This is a genomic window from Acinetobacter venetianus RAG-1 = CIP 110063, assembly GCF_000368585.1.
GTDB lineage: Bacteria > Pseudomonadota > Gammaproteobacteria > Pseudomonadales > Moraxellaceae > Acinetobacter > Acinetobacter venetianus.
Genome location: NZ_KB849558.1, coordinates 748,096 through 764,560 on the forward strand (window position 1 = coordinate 748,096; position 16,465 = coordinate 764,560).

Sequence of the window (16,465 nt, forward strand, 5' to 3'; positions counted from 1 at the left end):
GGGACATTTATGAAAGTTCGTTCACTTTCGACATCACTCACACTGCTCAGCTTGGCAATCAGTACTCAGCTCTATGCTCAAACCGTTGAAACGGATGCTTCTGTTCAAACAACGACTGCAGAGAGCCAAAAGCCAGCTCAACTAGCACCCATTGTGGTGACAGCAACGCGTTCAGCACAGAGCATTGCCGAAATTGCAGGTACTGTTTATAGTATTGGTCAAGAAGACATCGCAAAACAAGCAGCTGCGGGTAAAAGTACCGCAGATATTTTAGGTTTGTTGGTTCCATCGTTAACTCCAAATTCTGGCACAACCAGTAACTATGGAATGACCATGCGTGGTCGTACTGTGCAATATATGATTGATGGTGTACCACAAACTGGATCACGCGATAGTTCACGTCAATTAAATAGCATTAGCCCAAACTCTATCGAGCGTATTGAAGTTGTGTCTGGTGCGAGCAGTATTTATGGTTCTGGTGCAACAGGTGGGATCATCAATATCATCACCAAAAAAGGACAAAGTGATGGTTTCAGTTTTGAATCGAAAGTGGGTGTCACTTCAGGCGATAACGTAAAAAGTGATGCGCTTGCTTATGAAGCCTATCAATCTGTTGGGTTCAATCAAGGTAATTGGAATGGCTTTTTAGGCGCAGGCTATACCAAGCGTGGCGAGATTCAAGACAGTCATGGCGACAGAATCGGACCTGAAGTTGCACAAACAGACCGCCAAGACACAGAAACCATCGATGTCAATGGTCGTTTGGGATGGCAGTTCGCTGATAATCAAAGTATCAGCCTTGGCGCACAGTACTATAATGATGAACAAGACAGTGAATATGGCGCAGACTATGGACCTGGCTTAGCTGTTTTATTTGGTGCAAAACCAAGCCAAAAAGCAGTTAAAGGTCTAGAACTGGATACTCAGCCAAGAACCAAACGTGCTGCGGTCAATGCCCAATATGAAAATCAAGATTTCTTTGGTCAGACCTTAAATGCAGAAACGTATTACCGTACTGAAAAAGGGCGGTTTTACCCAAGTGCAAACTTTTTGGGACATGCCGCTATTCCAAACGGGGGAGCTTATATCGTGACTCAGTCTGAGACTGATATTGATGTTTTTGGTGCGCGTTTAGCACTTCAAAGTAAGCTCAATCTAGCCGACCATGCATTGAATCTGACTTATGGCGTGGATTACGATAAGGAAAGTGGAAAACAAACCGCACAACTTTATGATTTAAATACTTTTATGAGTAGTAATGGTCTTAAATTTAAGCCTTTAAATAACTATGCTTTTGGCCCTGATGTCGATACTGAAAAGCTTGGTTTCTTTTTACAAAGCCAATTTGAAGCTACTGATCGCTTAAATCTACAAGCGGGTATTCGTCATGAGCGCATCGATAGTGAAGTTAAGGATTCAATTCCATATTCTGAAGCAATCGTTGCAGATTTTGTTCCAACTTACCAAGCTAAAACTTTAAAAGGTGGCTCAGTCAAACACAATGCAACTTTGTTTAACTTAGGTGCAGTTTATCATTTAACTGATGCTCAACAAGTCTTTGCCAATTTCTCTCAAGGCGCGAACTTACCTGATGTGCAACGTATGTTACGTGATGTTCCTGCGGACTTTGTCGTGAGCAATCAAACGATTGATCCGATTAAAGTGAATAGCTTTGAGTTGGGTTGGCGTCTACAAGACAATGCTTTGACGACGGGATTGACGGCATTTTATAACAAATCGGATAAATCTTTGAAATTTGGTCCACCAAACTTTGCAATTGAAGTGGTTGATACTGATGAACGTGTTTATGGTGTTGAGGGTAATATCAAATATACGATTTCTGACGATTGGAATGTCGGTGGAACCTTGGCTTATACACGTGGCCAGTTCAAAAATTCAAATGGTAAATGGCAAGAGCTAGATGCAATTCGTGTTGCACCGTTAAAAGGAACTATTTATTCAGATTGGCAATTTAACGATGGTCTAGGTTTACGTGTTCAAACCTTGGCAATTGGCGGTACAGACAAAGCGCGTAAAGAAGCCATTGAAAATGGCAGCCGTCCATCTGCTGAAATTAAAGGTTTTGCAGTGATGGATCTGATTGCCAATGCGAAAGCTGGTCCAGGCACATTAGGATTCGGTGTTTATAATGTTTGGAATACCGATTATAAGTCTGTATATAGCCAAGCAGTTTCGACAGTGTATGGTGATATTTCTAGCCTACCTGCACAAGGTCGTACTTATGGTTTGAGCTATACCCTCAAATACTAATCTAATCAAAAAGGCATCTGTTTAGATGCCTTTTCTTTTGATGATTTGCATGATGAATACTAATCTAAAATTTTTAGCTTTAGCGGCTTTGATTAATGGAACTTGTTTTTCCATGATTCTTCCGTTACTTGCGCCACTGACTCGTCAGTTACATTTATCTGAATTTCAAGGTGGTGTGATTGTTTCAGCAGGGGCAATCTGTATGGCGATTGCATCGATCTGGGTTGCAAAAAGAAAAAGTCAACTTTCTCCTAAACAACTCGTGAATTATGGTTTTTGGGGCATGACCTTTACTTGGGCGATTTTTACCTTGATGCTGTATTTTGGCATACACGCGATTTTACCCACGTTATTCATTTTTATCTTACTGGTACTCAGTCGCGCCGCTACAGGTATTTTTATGGCTTTGCCTCAAATTGGTTTGCAAAGTTATGTGATGACCCATGCGAGTGAAGACGCTGAGCGCAGTAAGCAGATGGCTATGTTTGGTGCGATGAATAGCTTTGGCATGATTGTAGGTCCGTTTGCAACTTCAGTCCTATTGTTCGGAGGTTTGCTTTTTCCCATGTGGCTTGCGGTGGGTTTACTCGGTGTGGTGAGTATTGCACTTAGCATCTTATTTAGCCAAATCCAGATGGATGGTTCACAGCTTGAGCAAGAAGAAAAGCGTACCATTGAACATGAGCCGATGCCTCAACAAAGCTTGATTTGGTTGGTTTTAGGTTTTGTAACTTATGTTTCGATTGTCACCTTAAATATGACAGCTGGCTTTTATATTCAGGATAAGTTTTATCTCAGTAGCCAACAAAGCGCGATATATTTCTCTCAATGTATGTTGGTGGTTGGGATGTGTTTGGTACTGACTCAACTTTTAATCGTGAAAGTGCTCCAGTTAAAGTTAAATAGCTTAGTAATTATAGGTCTAGTGACCATGTGCTTTGGTCTATTGCTTTCACTCTACGCGCCTACAATTTTTGTATTTCAGGCAAGTTATGTTTTTTATGGGATTTCTGTGGCGTGTTTATTGCCTGCCTTTACTACAGGTGCTGCACAGGCTGTATCACAGCAAGCACAGGTCAAAATGGCAAGTTTTTGTACGGCGATACAGGCATTAGGTCTAATTGTTGGACCATTGCTCAGTACTTTTCTGTATGGTTTTAACACTCATTTTCCATTTTATTTACTGTTATTTTTGATGTTATTCATTGGATTATACTTTTGCTATTTTTTATCAGTCGGAAGGAAAATCTTTTAGCCTAGATAAATGATAGAACGTCTATTTTCATATTTGTTAGGTAGATATTGCTTTTGAGCATTTTATTAAGGTTTGCTGTTTTACAGGGACGAATATAGTGGATAAAAGTATCATCATTCGGATCTCAATAGCTCGATTAGGATGTGTTGACTTTTCATAATGGAAGCTAGACGCATATTCAAGTTAAAGCACCAGTACTTTCATAGTTCACTTTAGTTTGTCATATCGGGTTGTTATCCCGCTAAATTGCTTCAATCTAGCAAATGTATTTTCGACTAAATATCTAATTTTTATGAATTACAATCCATATGATTATTGTTCGATTGGATATTTGATTTTCCAGAATATAGACTTTTGAATTTTTGAATTACCAAAATTACGCAGAATAGCTTTTAACTTTAACTAGTGTCGATTATTCAGCATTGTACGAGGTATAGCGAGTAGTAGATTTAGTTCGGAGATTGAATTTTACTTACTCGCTTTCTTTATACAACAAACGTCAACACTGTCTTAAATAGGTATAGACAAGAAATTATTAAAAATCATTCTCATTAATATTTAAGTTTAGTATGATTAGTCGCCTTTTGGATGTTTTTTGAGTGATATTAGGGCTCTGGAGAAATGAGAAAATGAAAGCGAAGAATGAGTTTGGGACGAAAAAAGTACTGTTTAAAATGACACCATGTTGTCTTGCTGTCATGGCAATGTTTGCTCAGCATGTCTATGCAGATACAAGTTCAAATGAAGTTGCCACTGACGAATCTAAGGAAAAACCTGTTGCGCAATTAGAGAAAATAGTCGTTACAGCAACGCGTATACCAAAAAATATTGCAGAAATTGCGGGAAGTGTTCAGACAATTGAAAAAGAACAAATCGTCCAACAGGCTGCTGCAGGACGTAAAGTAGCTGATGTGTTAGCGCAACTCGTTCCATCACTTGCACCAAGCAGTGGTACGAGTAGTAACTATGGTCAGACAATGCGTGGTCGTGATGTCATGGTTTTGATTGATGGGGTTTCTCAATCTGGTTCACGTGATGTTGCTCGTCAGCTCAATAGTATTAGTCCAAGCATGATTGAACGGATTGAAGTTCTACCTGGTTCAACCAGTATTTATGGTTCAGGTGCTACAGGTGGTATTATAAATATTATTACCAAACGTGCAGATGAGTCTAAGCCATTAAATTTTGAAACGAAATTAGGTCTTACTTCTTCAGATACTTTTCGTGGTGATGGTTTGGCTTATGAATTGGGACAGTCTGTTTCTTTTTACAAAGACAATGTAACTGGCTTTTTAGGTGCAAACTTTACCAGTCGCGGGTCACAATTTGATAGCCATGGTGATCGTATTGCAATTGCTCCAATGCAAACAAGTCGACAAGATACTGATACTATTGATGTCAATGGTCGTATCAATGTGGATTTAACAGATACTCAATCACTTAGTTTTGGCGCGCAATATTATAAAGATAAGCAAGACAGTGAATATGGTCCTGATTATGGTGAGGATTATGTCTATGGTGGTTTACCAAACTCTTATATAGGTAAAAAAGGCTTACAATTACCAACTCAGCCATTTACTGAGCGTTATGCATTGAATACACAATATCAAAATAAAGATGTATTTGGGCAAGTGTTAAATCTCGAAGCATACTATCGTAAAGAAGATGCTCGTTTCTATCCTGTATATACTGGTGCAGCGATGACGGAAGCAAAGCAAAGTCAATCGAATATTGATGTTGCAGGTTTTCGTTCAACCATGCAAAGTGAGATCAATGTTGCTAATCGTGCTCTGAAACTGACCTATGGTTTAGATTATGATCATGAAAAAGATGATCAATATTATGATCATCTTGCTGTATCAAACACAGGGTTGCACTTTAAGCCTACAGGTAAACAGTCGGATGCTGGTCCTGATACTACACTTCAAAATATTGGTGCTTTTGTACAAGCAGACTATGAATTGACTGACCGCTTAAATATCCAGGCAGGTAGTCGTTATCAATACATCAAGGCTGAGACAAAACCATATAACGCACGAGGAGTTGATCAGCCAGGAGGCTCAGTTAGCGATGATACGGTACTGTTTAATTTAGGTTCAGTTTATAAACTGACAGATGACCAACAGGTTTTTGCTAATTTCTCTCAAGGATTCAGTTTCCCTGATGTACAACGAATGATGCGGGATGCTTTTAATTTAACAACTGCTGATTTACAACCAATTCGCGTAAATAGTTATGAGCTAGGTTGGCGGTTAAATGATGAGCAAGGGTTTAATCTAGGAATAACAGGTTTTTATAATACGTCTGATAAAGTTACCAAGTTTGAAAACCGAATGGCGAGTATTGTCGATACTGATCAACGCGTTTATGGTGCTGAGTTGACTGCAAGTTATCCATTTCTGGAAGACTTTAAAGTCGGTGGTACTTTAGGTTATACCCGTGGTCAGTTTAAAGATAAAGCAGATAACAAGTGGAAAGAGTTAAACGCCACTCAAATTTCACCAACAAAAGGCACTTTATTTGCAGAATGGAATAATGCAGAAGGTTATGGCGCGCGTGTTCAAATGCTTGCCGTAAAAGGTACAGATGAAGCTTTAAAGGATGGTTCTCCTGCTGCAGTGAAAATCAAAGGATACTCAACGATGGATGTTCTGACGCATTTCCCTGTTTGGAAAGGCCGTTTAGATTTTGGTGTGTATAATGTTTGGAATAGAGAGTATCGCTCGGTCTATAGTCAGCAGGCTGAAACGGTATATGGTCTTGTCGAAAGCATTCCAGCAGAAGGTCGTACTTATGGTTTGAGTTATACCTTTACTTATTAATCCATGATGACAAGAAATATTCATCTCTCAATGAATATTTCTTTGTTTTTATTGTTTCAAAGTTAAAGGGTTATTTCAATGGGCCAAATAAAACAACAAGAAAAATTTAATCTGACTTATCGCAGAGTATTTTTCATCTGCCTTGCAGCTTATTGTTATAGCTCTTGGCTAAGTTTGGTTTTGGCAAATTGGTTACCGTTTGCGACAGCAGAAAACGTCTATTTGGCCGTATTTTTAAGTTTTATTTTCTTCATTTTCTATGTGGTATTAGCCACTGCGGTGATATCTAAACTTTGGTTTTGGAGTATGAATAGTTTAGGAGTATTACTTCTTGCAGGTTATTGGTTATTAAACAGATGGGGAATGACCTAATGAATTTTCGTCAAATACAAGCCATTGTGCATAGCTGGTTTGGCATTGTTGTTTTATGGGGCATCTTCTTTATATTTTTTACAGGTTCCGTCGCTTATTTTCGTACAGAGTTGAATGTCTGGGCGCAACCTGAAGCGATGAGTCGTATTCAACATATTCCATCTACTCAACAGTTCGCTCAAACTGCTTTTGATTATCTTAACCAACACGCTGAAGATGCGAAACGTTGGAGAGTCACCGTTGCAAACGAGCGAATGCCTGTCAATTTACTACAATGGCAAGATGAAAATGGACGGCATCAACAATTACAGAATCCTCTCACTGGCGATTTACTGAATCCAGTACGCGATACTTTGGGTGGTGATTTATTCTTTAAATTGCATTACACCTTGTATCCGCTACCCAGCAAAATTGGCAGTTTTATTGTCGCTATTATTTCAATTATTTTTTTAATTAGCCTGATTTCAGGGATTATTACTCATAAGAAAATCATCAAGGAGTTCTTTGTTTTCCGATCTTATAAAGGACAACGATCTTTACTCGACCTACACCATATAACGGGCATTGTGACGTTTCCTTTTTATTTGATTATGGGGTTTACAGGCTTATTGATTCTATTTTATCTAGTATTGCCGTGGGGACTGTCGCAGCATTATGGGAAAGCCGGCATTCCTCAATTTTATAATGAAATGCAGTATATAGAGATGGCGAAACCCTCTACATCATCGTCATCTAAAACAATGCAGCCGTTTAAAAAATTTATTGAGCAATTACCAGCTCAGACACAAACAGGGGCATTTTTAGATAAATTTGAAGTAAGAAAACCCAATACAGCGGATGCGGTGATTAGTTTTGAATATAATTATAAAAATATTATCACCTTAAATACACCTCAATATTTTTTTGCGGCAAATACGGCTGAGTTACTTGAGCAGCCAAGAAACTTAAGTGCTGTAGCTCAATTGGCCTCATCGACGTATGGTATTCATCTTGGTTATTTTGCATCGATGTGGATGCGTTTTATTTTGTCGTGCATGGGTATTATTGGCTGTGTAATGTTGATAGCAGGAGCATTGCTATGGCAAAAGAAGCGAATCAAAGCCCAAAATCATTTTAGTTATAAATTAGTACAACAATTGAATTTCTTTACCTTTTTAGGGCTTCCTTTGGCTTCCGCAGCCTATTTATTCGCTGGGCGAATATTGCCTGCAACGTTTGAAAGCAGAAGCAGCTATGAAGTGGCTACTTTTTTTATGATTTGGATTTTGAGCCTGTTATTCAGCTTAACTTTAAGTGTTCGCAAAGCGATTTTATCTTTGTTGATCATTACGGCATTGGTCTTGCTCATGATTCCAATCATTAGTTTTATCACCGTGCCTGAAGCATCTTTATTAAATAGTACAGTTCATGGTCAGTGGTGGTTGGCAGGTGTTGATCTTGCTTTTCTATTGCTTGCTTTGGCTTATATCGCAGCAATCCTGTTCTATCTCAAAAAGTTTAAAGTATCTGGAGAGATAAAATGAGTTTTGCAGCATTGTTTTGGTCCTTAGCTGCCGTGATGCAGGGCTGTATGTTGAGTCAGTTTGGTCAGAAGCATCTGAAATACGATGGGTTAAATCAAAATCTTAAAAGAGTTTTGCCTTGGCTAACAGTTTTATTCCTGATGATTTCATTGCTAATGAATTGTCATTATGAAGGTTCTTCAGTTGGACCTTTAACATGGCTATTCGTGATACTAACAACAGCATTTTTTTTACAAGTACTTAGTTTTTATCTATTTAGAAAATATTTCATTTTGATTTGGTTAGGTTCGATCATTTTCGCTTTTATTTTTACAGCACTAGAGCTTTTAGCGTTTATTTAAGCTTTTCGAGGTAGAAGCGAATACGCTCTTATAAATAAATTAAATTAACAAAAAACAAGAAAAATAAATTCCACCATTTAATGAAAACGATTATTATTATCATTTAATGGTAAAAGCAAGGAACTGTATAATGCTTACGCTTTCACAAAAACTTCCAGACTATTTCGAATACTATGAAGACGGAACGCAATACTATTTGCGTCAAGTACAATACCCGCAAGATATTCCGCTTTTACACCAATGGATGCATGAACCGCATGTGATTCCTCAGTGGCAATTGAATAAGTCAGAACTAGATTTACAGGTTTATTTTGACAAGATGCTGGCAGATGATCATCAACGTTTATTGATTGTCGGGATTGACGGTAAAGATGTCGGTTATACCGAAATTTATGAAGGGAAACGTGATCGTTTAGGCCGTTATTACGAAGGAGATGAGCAAGATCTAGGTTGGCACTTACTGTTTGGTGATAAGTCAGTTTTTGGTAAAGGTTTCTTACGTCCAACCATTCGTTTACTAAGTTTTTATATTTTTGAACATTCGCAAGCAAAAAAAATTGTAGGTGAACCTGATCATACCGTTAAGCCGTATGCGGCTGTAGTTGAAGAAATGTGTTATGAAAGCCAGCGGTTAATTCCAATGCCAGAAAAAACGGCGATGTTGTACTACTGTTATCGAGAGACTTTTTATAATAAGTTCGAGAGCTATTTCAAAGCTTCACAACAACAATCAGAGGCTCAACCAGCCTAAATCTCGTAAATAATATAGGTGCTGCAACTGAGACATGGGTGTTAACTATGTCTCAGTGATAATCATAGCTTTGGATATTTATTTACTTTTTAAAGTCTAATCAACGTAATTTAACTGAAGTCCTTAGACATTTAATCTCTGTATAGATTAATCCATATGATCAAATAGCACTCATATTTTATATGGTTATGCAAGTCAACTTCCCCATAAATTACAATTATAGTGTGGGCTTGAAATGATTTGGTTGTTTTTTGATCAAATTTATTTCATTTATTTACAATTCGGATTTTATGCTCATTTTTTAGTTAATCTATAAAAAGCGATAGTAAAAGAAAGGAGTACAAATGCTTATTTTTCATGATTATCCTGTTCAAGGGGCGCTTTTTGACATGGATGGGACGATGTTTGACACGGAACGTTTACGTTTTCAAACATTGAAACAAGCTTCAGAAGAGCTCATTGGACAGGAATTCTCTGATGACTATTTAATGCAATGTTTGGGACTGAGTGCTCGAACTGCTGAAGAACTAGCGAAAAAGTTCTATGGTGAGGATGTACCTTACGCGCAAATAAGAAAGCGCGCTGATGAATTAGAGTTAGAATCAGTTCGTATGAATGGTGTACCGATTAAAAAAGGTCTCATTCAGGTATTAGAGCGACTACGCAAGTCTGGTTTGCGTATGGCTGTTGCGACTTCAAGTCGTAGAGCAATCGCTGAAGAATATTTAATTAATGCAAATGTATATAAGTTTTTCGATTTACTGGTTTGTGGAGATGAAGTAGAGCGTGGTAAGCCTCATCCAGAAATCTTTTTAAAAGCGGCACAAAAACTAAATCTACAGCCACAACAATGTTTAATGTTTGAAGATTCTGAAAATGGTATTTGTTCTGCGAGTGATGCAGGCGGTATCACGATTTTATTTAAAGATATTAAAGAACCAAATGACCGAATGTTGTCTAAAGCAAAATTCTACTATCAAGACATGTATGAATTTTTGAATGCTTTGGATGAATATACTCCCGAAATCGGTATGCCACATTTACAAGAACCATTTCCGCAAAGTTTGAATCAGCTTACTGTTGGTATTCATGGCTTTGGCGCAATTGGTGGTGGTTATATTGCCCAAATTTTATCGCATTGGGATGGCTACACACGTCCAAAACGAATGTTAGCATCTACGCGAAATCGTTTATATCTTGAATCTGTAAATAGCTTTGGTAGCTATAGTATTCGATATGGTCAGTCTTCTTATGATGAGCGTATTGAAAATCTAAGCGTGATTGACGCTGATAATGAACAACAAATGCTCGAGATGTATATGCAATCGAGTTTAATCGCACTTTGTCTCCCAGAACAGGCGATTGCATCTGAAGCAAAAATTATTGCTAAAGGGCTGTTGGCGCGTTTTATGTCCCAGGATATGCAGAACAATGAGCCGATCACGTTCCTGATCATTCTCAATAAAGTATGTGCCAAGTATTTGGTCTTAAAAAATATTCGAGAAGCTTTGCTTGAAATTACAGATGAAGATATTGCTGAGCACATTTTAAGTGAACATTATTTCTGTGACACTGTTGTAAACAGAATGGTTTCAAAACTCACCGATCAAGCTTTATATCGCCAGTTAAATATTAAGCATCGTCTGTTTAAGCAGTATCAGTCTGATCTTAATGATGAAACCATCGAGCTTTCGGATGAAACTGCTTTAACGGAAAAGCAAGAACAGCAAATTACTAACTGTCTGGAAGATATGCGTGGACAATTCCAAGCAGGTCAGTTCTTACAAAATATGGACTTAATCTTGTTCCATAGTGAAACGGATATGCCGATTTATGTTGAAAATCGCAGTCCATTATTGAGTAAGATGCGCCAAATGATTTTGGTTGATCAAATTTCAGACATTCAGATCATTAAGAACCGTTTATGGAATGGTTGTCATGCAATGCTAGCGTGGTATGCAAGTACCATCGGCCATGAAATGATTGGTATTGCAATGGCTGATTCAAAGATCAAGAAATATGCGGAACAGGTTGTCGATGAAGTGAAACTAGGTTTGGTTAATATTGTACCGAATCAAGCCAAAGAACTAGATCGTATGGCTGAAAGTTTCCTGAACTCGTGTCGATCAGCTTATAAAGATCCATGTGAACGTGTCGCGCGTGATCCGCTGCGAAAGCTTAATTTTAATGAGCGTGTGTTTGGAAGCATTGAAAATCATATTCATCAAGCACTTCCTTATCAAAATTTATTGAAAGGTGCGGTATATGGTTATGTTTATGCACTTAAAAATTTAAATCTTGATGGTGAAGAGGTTGCACAACATCTTCACAAAAACATTGCTCAGATGGATATTACGGATAGCCAGAAGAAAGTTTTGTCAGGTTTGGTCGTGCAAGGCATCCAAAATGAATTGAAAGAAACAGGTATTCAATTCGATCTTTTGAGTTTAGAAATTAATCCTGAATATGCCTAAAGCGATACACGAAAAGCACTTTAATTGTTAAAGTCATTTATGTTTGAATAACACAACTTTCTATAAGTATTTAAAGTTGTGTTATTACAAGCATCTACTCAGCTCATTTCAACTGAACGCCGTGATTATCCTGAATGGCATCATGGTCGTTCAGATTTTGCTGTGTGGTATATCGAAATAGATCAAGCAGAAGTTATTCAGTATTTAGGTCATATTAAAAATTTTTTTTCAGACTTGTTGATCGATTCCAATCAACGGCAGTACCACATCACTTTATTCGTTTGTGGATTTCTAACGCCAAAATCTTCACATTATGATGATGACTTTGAAATTGATACATTAAAGCAGCAGATTCAGGCATTAAACTCGCTGGAAATAGAAACTTTCGAACTTGAAATTAACGGTTTGGATAGCTTCAGCAGTGCATTATTTCTACAAGTTGAAGATAACAATAAAATTTTAGATGGGATTCGCCAGCAACTCGCTCAATATTCAGATGAAATAGCTGCACTTGAGTATTGTCCGCATATTACTTTAGGTTTGTATAACGATGCTTGGCAAAGTGATTTAGTGCTGGATCGTATTCAAAGCATTGCAATAAAACCATTTAAAATTCAGGTGAAATATTTAACTTTCGGCTATTATAAAGCTCAGATTTTACAAGGATTACTTTATCCTTATCACCAAATTAGATTAGGTTAAATATGTTACAACTGATTTTAGGCGGTGCTCGCTCTGGAAAAAGCCGTTTGGCGGAGAAAATTGCAAAAGATACTGGTTTGACAGTTACTTATGTTGCGACAGCACAAGCCTTAGATGAGGAAATGCAACAACGTATTCAACATCACCAACAACAACGCCCAGCAGATTGGCATTTATGTGAAGAACCTATATTACTCGCGGATCAGCTTCAACTGCTAGATCAAGAAAACCATGTCATTTTGGTTGATTGTCTGACGTTATGGTTAACCAATCTATTGCTATCAGAAGATATCGCCTTACAGCAGATAGAAACAGAAAAATTATTAAATGTGCTACCGAAATTAAAATCACACATTATTTTAGTCAGTAATGAGACAGGATTGGGTGTTGTCCCAATGGGCGAAATAAGCCGTCATTTTGTCGACGAAGCAGGGCGTTTACACCAAGCTTTAGGCCAAATCGCAAATAAAGTGATGTTTTGTGTCGCAGGTTTTCCGATGATTTTAAAAGATGAGAAATAACATGTCTGAACAAGCTTCTTGGTGGTTAGCGTCTATTCAACAGCCTGATATCGCTGCACAATCACAAGCTGAGCAACGTCAACTACAATTGACTAAGCCTACAGGTGCATTGGGTGATTTAGAGCAAATTGCGATTCAGCTTGCGAGTTTACAAGGAACTGTTCATCCACAGATTCTAAAACCTTGGATTACGATTTTTGCAGGTGATCATGGTGTTGTAGAGGAAAATATTTCAGCCTATCCACAAGCTGTCACACGCCAAATGCTGCAAAACTTTGCTTCAGGTGGCGCTGCAATTAGTGTAATTGCGAAACATCATCAAGCTCAGTTGCAAGTGATTGACTGCGGAACGGTAGGCGAGCCTTACCAATATACCGGCGTTGAACGTCATTGTATTCGTTCTGGAACAGCGAACTTTGTACAGCAAGTTGCAATGACTGAGCAAGAATGCATTGCAGCCATGCAATTAGGGAAAGAGAGTGTTGATCTTGCTCGAGCTAAAGCGGCGGATATCTTTATTGCTGGTGAGATGGGTATTGGGAATACCTGTTCTGCATCAGCATTAGCCAGTCTGTTATTGAATGAAAGTGCTGAGCAACTAACAGGTGTTGGCACTGGAATTAATCATCAGCAGCTTGCACATAAAGTTTCTGTCATTAATCAAGCAGTCAAGTTACATGCAGCACATGTTGCTGATGATGCTTTGAAAATACTTGCTGCTGTAGGTGGTTTAGAAATCGCTGCAATGACAGGTGCATATCTTCGTTGTGCACAGATTGGAATGCCAATCGTGGTTGATGGTTTCATCAGTTCTGTTGCTGCATTATGTGCTGTTCGAATTCAGCCTCAGACAAGGGCGTGGATGTTGTTTGGACATCAATCTGCTGAGTATGGTCATCAACGCATTTTAAAAGAATTAGACGCGCAACCGATTTTAAAAATGAACTTGCGATTAGGTGAAGGCAGTGGTGCAGGTTCAGCGCTTTCAATGATTCAACTTGCTTGCGTTTTACATAATCAAATGGCAACTTTTGCTGAAGCAGCTGTATCAGGTGATAAGGTTGCTGATTGATTTACTTCGGCACGGAGAAACGACTTTAAGTCATACCTTGCGTGGCCACACCGATGATGAGCTGACAGAACAAGGTTGGTTGCAGATGCAATCAACCATTCAGAACAATATAGACAATGGTTCGTCTTGGGATGTCATTTTTACTTCGCCATTACGCCGTTGTCAGTTGTTTGCAGAACGATTAGCTGTGAAAATACAACGACCTCTCATCGTTAATTCGAACATCAAGGAAATGAACTTTGGTGACTGGGAAGGATTAGCCACTCAGCATATTTATGAAAACTTTCCAGAGCTGTTGGCAAATTTTTGGCAGTTTCCAACACAGTATCACGCGCCAAATGGCGAGTCTTTAGCCCAATTTAAGCAACGCGTGATGATTGGTTTTGAAGAAATTTCAATTCAAATGCAAACAGAAGATTGGAAAAATGCATTAGTTGTGACGCATGGTGGTGTCATCAAGTTATTAACCTGCCTCGCTAGAGAGCAACACCTCAATGATTTATTAAAAATGCCAGCTGAATTAGGCAATCTATATCAAATTGAATTATTAAAATCATTAGATCAATTGACGTTTATTGAACGTGATTAAGCACTTTTCTTTAATATTTTTTATTTTAACGATGTAATAGAACTGTCATTGTCACTGCCTAAGATACATGACATTTCTTTATTTATAAGTAAATTAATTATGAAGATATTATTTAAAAGCAGTGTGTTATGTCTCAGTATTTTATTGACGGCTTGTAATAGTGATGATTCTCAAAATTCGCAAAAAACTCCTGATACAGATAGCTCATCTAAATTTTATCAAACCAAAACACCTTACCAACCACAGCAAGAAATAAAGACCTATGAGCAAATTCCTGAAGGTTATCAAGCAGTATTCACTGAATTAGTTGCTCGTCATGGCTCTAGAGGTTTATCAAGTATTAAATATGATTTAGCGCTTTATAATTTATGGAAACAAGCCAAAGCCGAGAATGCATTAACGCCGTTAGGTGAGCAACTGGGTGCAGATATTGAAGCAATGATGAAAGCAAATATTTTGCTGGGCTATGGTATTGATGGTATTCGCCAGTTTGGTTATGGCAATGAAACAATGGTTGGGATTCAAGAACATCGCGGTATTGCGGATCGTTTATTACAACGTTTACCCACATTATTTAAAACTGCAGCTGCTCAACCAGCGTCTATTTTAGTACAAAGTTCTGGTGTAGATCGCGCAATAGATAGTGCTAAATTCTTTACAAATGAATTGATTCAGCAACAGCCTGAACTTAAAAATCAAATTACACCGCTTTCGTATACCAGTTTAGCCAGTAGTAGTGTTCCAACGATTGAAGATGGTGGTGTAGACCGTTTTAAACTTTACTTTCACAGCCTGAACCAAGAACAAGATTTAACGCAGCCTTTATCTGTACAGCAACAAGCGATTTATGATGCAAGTCAGGCTTATCAACAGTTTGAGGAAGAAGATGCTGATTTAGCTAATAAATTAGATGAGTTAGCTGAAAATACGCGTGCTGAACAGGTTGCAATGCGTGTGTTAACACCGATTTTTAAACCTGAATTTATTAAAAAATTAGGTACAAGCGGATATACTTTTTCGAACACTGGCTCATATACCGTTACTGCTCCATCAGGTGAAACCGTAACTGAAAATGGCAAAGGAAAGAATAAGATTGCTAGCGCTGTAGATGCGGCTGCTTATATTTATGAGTTGTATTCGATCTCAGGTGGAATGCAGTCTGAGCTTAAAGACGTGAGTTTTGATAAATACATGCCAACGGATGCCGCAAAATTTTATGCAGAGTTCAACGATGCCGATGATTTTTATTCTAAAGGCCCAAGTTTTACCGAATCAAATGGTGTTACAAGTGTGATGGCGCAAGGATTAAAACAGGATTTTTTTAGTCAAGTTGATGCAGTTATTGAAAGAAAACAGTCGCATCGTGCAGTCTTGAGATTCGCTCATGCTGAAATCGTTATTCCATTGGCAACAAGTTTGGAATTAAATAACATGATGCAACCGTTGCCGTTACGTCAGACCTATAGCTATGACAACAGTGCATGGCGAGGTGAAATGGTTTCTCCTATGGCAGCAAATTTACAGTGGGATATTTACCAAAATGCTCAGGGGAACACCTTGGTCAAAATGTTCTACAACGAGAAAGAAACCTCATTTAAGCCATCATGTGATTATGCGCGTACCAACTCAAATAGTTTCTACTATGACTATTTGAAATTAAAACAATGCTATCAAATGCAATAACCAACTGATCTTGTTTGATTGGGAATAGGCTTGCTATTCCCAATTTTATTTCTTCATAATCTGTCTATTAAAAAATTATTGAATGAAGC

13 protein-coding genes and 1 pseudogene are annotated in these 16,465 nt (G+C 38.1%); 13 read left to right on the plus strand and 1 reads right to left on the minus strand.

Annotation, left to right across the window (positions count from 1 at the left end; translation table 11 throughout):
- Positions 1 to 9 precede the first annotated feature (9 nt).
- On the plus strand, positions 10 to 2,271 hold the full coding sequence (locus tag F959_RS09125) for a TonB-dependent receptor (RefSeq protein ID WP_004879383.1): 2,262 nt from the start codon (positions 10 to 12) through the stop codon (positions 2,269 to 2,271).
- Positions 2,272 to 2,296: 25 nt separating this feature from the next.
- Positions 2,297 to 3,526 (plus strand): MFS transporter, encoded by a 1,230-nt coding sequence (locus F959_RS09130; protein ID WP_004879384.1) that lies wholly within the window; start codon positions 2,297 to 2,299, stop codon positions 3,524 to 3,526.
- A 178-nt stretch (positions 3,527 to 3,704) separates the two neighbouring features.
- Here F959_RS09130 and F959_RS16485 read toward each other — a convergent pair.
- A pseudogene (locus F959_RS16485) lies at positions 3,705 to 3,864 on the minus strand (IS5/IS1182 family transposase); the annotation flags it as partial.
- A gap of 291 nt (positions 3,865 to 4,155) precedes the next feature.
- On the opposite strand from F959_RS16485, the gene F959_RS09135 reads away from it, so the two are divergent.
- The 11 genes from F959_RS09135 (at position 4,156) to F959_RS09185 (ending at position 16,376) form a co-directional block, all read left to right on the plus strand.
- Complete coding sequence (locus F959_RS09135) at positions 4,156 to 6,348, plus strand: TonB-dependent receptor (protein WP_004879396.1); 2,193 nt, start codon at positions 4,156 to 4,158, stop codon at positions 6,346 to 6,348.
- Positions 6,349 to 6,426: 78 nt separating this feature from the next.
- Positions 6,427 to 6,720 carry a hypothetical protein gene (locus F959_RS09140; protein ID WP_004879397.1) on the plus strand — a complete coding sequence of 98 codons (294 nt, stop codon included), beginning with the start codon at positions 6,427 to 6,429 and terminating at the stop codon, positions 6,718 to 6,720.
- The gene (locus F959_RS09145) at positions 6,720 to 8,243 is read left to right on the plus strand and encodes a PepSY-associated TM helix domain-containing protein (protein WP_004879398.1); all 1,524 of its coding nucleotides are present in this window, start codon (positions 6,720 to 6,722) and stop codon (positions 8,241 to 8,243) included. The genes F959_RS09140 and F959_RS09145 overlap by 1 nt, the downstream gene beginning before the upstream one ends.
- The gene (locus F959_RS09150; protein ID WP_004879400.1) at positions 8,240 to 8,584 is read left to right on the plus strand and encodes a hypothetical protein; all 345 of its coding nucleotides are present in this window, start codon (positions 8,240 to 8,242) and stop codon (positions 8,582 to 8,584) included. The genes F959_RS09145 and F959_RS09150 overlap by 4 nt, the downstream gene beginning before the upstream one ends.
- Positions 8,585 to 8,714: 130 nt before the next feature.
- Entirely contained in the window at positions 8,715 to 9,335 is a 621-nt protein-coding gene (locus F959_RS09155; protein WP_004879402.1) for a GNAT family N-acetyltransferase, read from the plus strand.
- A gap of 344 nt (positions 9,336 to 9,679) precedes the next feature.
- Positions 9,680 to 11,809 carry a bifunctional mannitol-1-phosphate dehydrogenase/phosphatase gene (mtlD, locus tag F959_RS09160; RefSeq protein ID WP_004879403.1) on the plus strand — a complete coding sequence of 710 codons (2,130 nt, stop codon included), beginning with the start codon at positions 9,680 to 9,682 and terminating at the stop codon, positions 11,807 to 11,809.
- Between the two features lie 78 nt (positions 11,810 to 11,887).
- Positions 11,888 to 12,511 (plus strand): 2'-5' RNA ligase family protein, encoded by a 624-nt coding sequence (locus tag F959_RS09165; RefSeq protein ID WP_004879405.1) that lies wholly within the window; start codon positions 11,888 to 11,890, stop codon positions 12,509 to 12,511.
- 2 nt (positions 12,512 to 12,513) lie between these two features.
- Entirely contained in the window at positions 12,514 to 13,032 is a 519-nt protein-coding gene (gene cobU / locus F959_RS09170) for a bifunctional adenosylcobinamide kinase/adenosylcobinamide-phosphate guanylyltransferase (RefSeq protein WP_004879406.1), read from the plus strand.
- Position 13,033: 1 nt separating this feature from the next.
- Positions 13,034 to 14,104: a nicotinate-nucleotide--dimethylbenzimidazole phosphoribosyltransferase gene (gene cobT / locus F959_RS09175; RefSeq protein ID WP_004879407.1), complete on the plus strand. Its 1,071-nt coding sequence runs from the start codon at positions 13,034 to 13,036 to the stop codon at positions 14,102 to 14,104.
- Positions 14,094 to 14,693 carry a histidine phosphatase family protein gene (locus F959_RS09180; RefSeq protein WP_004879408.1) on the plus strand — a complete coding sequence of 200 codons (600 nt, stop codon included), beginning with the start codon at positions 14,094 to 14,096 and terminating at the stop codon, positions 14,691 to 14,693. The genes cobT and F959_RS09180 overlap by 11 nt, the downstream gene beginning before the upstream one ends.
- 99 nt (positions 14,694 to 14,792) lie before the next feature.
- On the plus strand, positions 14,793 to 16,376 hold the full coding sequence (locus F959_RS09185; RefSeq protein ID WP_004879409.1) for a histidine-type phosphatase: 1,584 nt from the start codon (positions 14,793 to 14,795) through the stop codon (positions 16,374 to 16,376).
- The last annotated feature ends 89 nt before the right edge of the window (positions 16,377 to 16,465 follow it).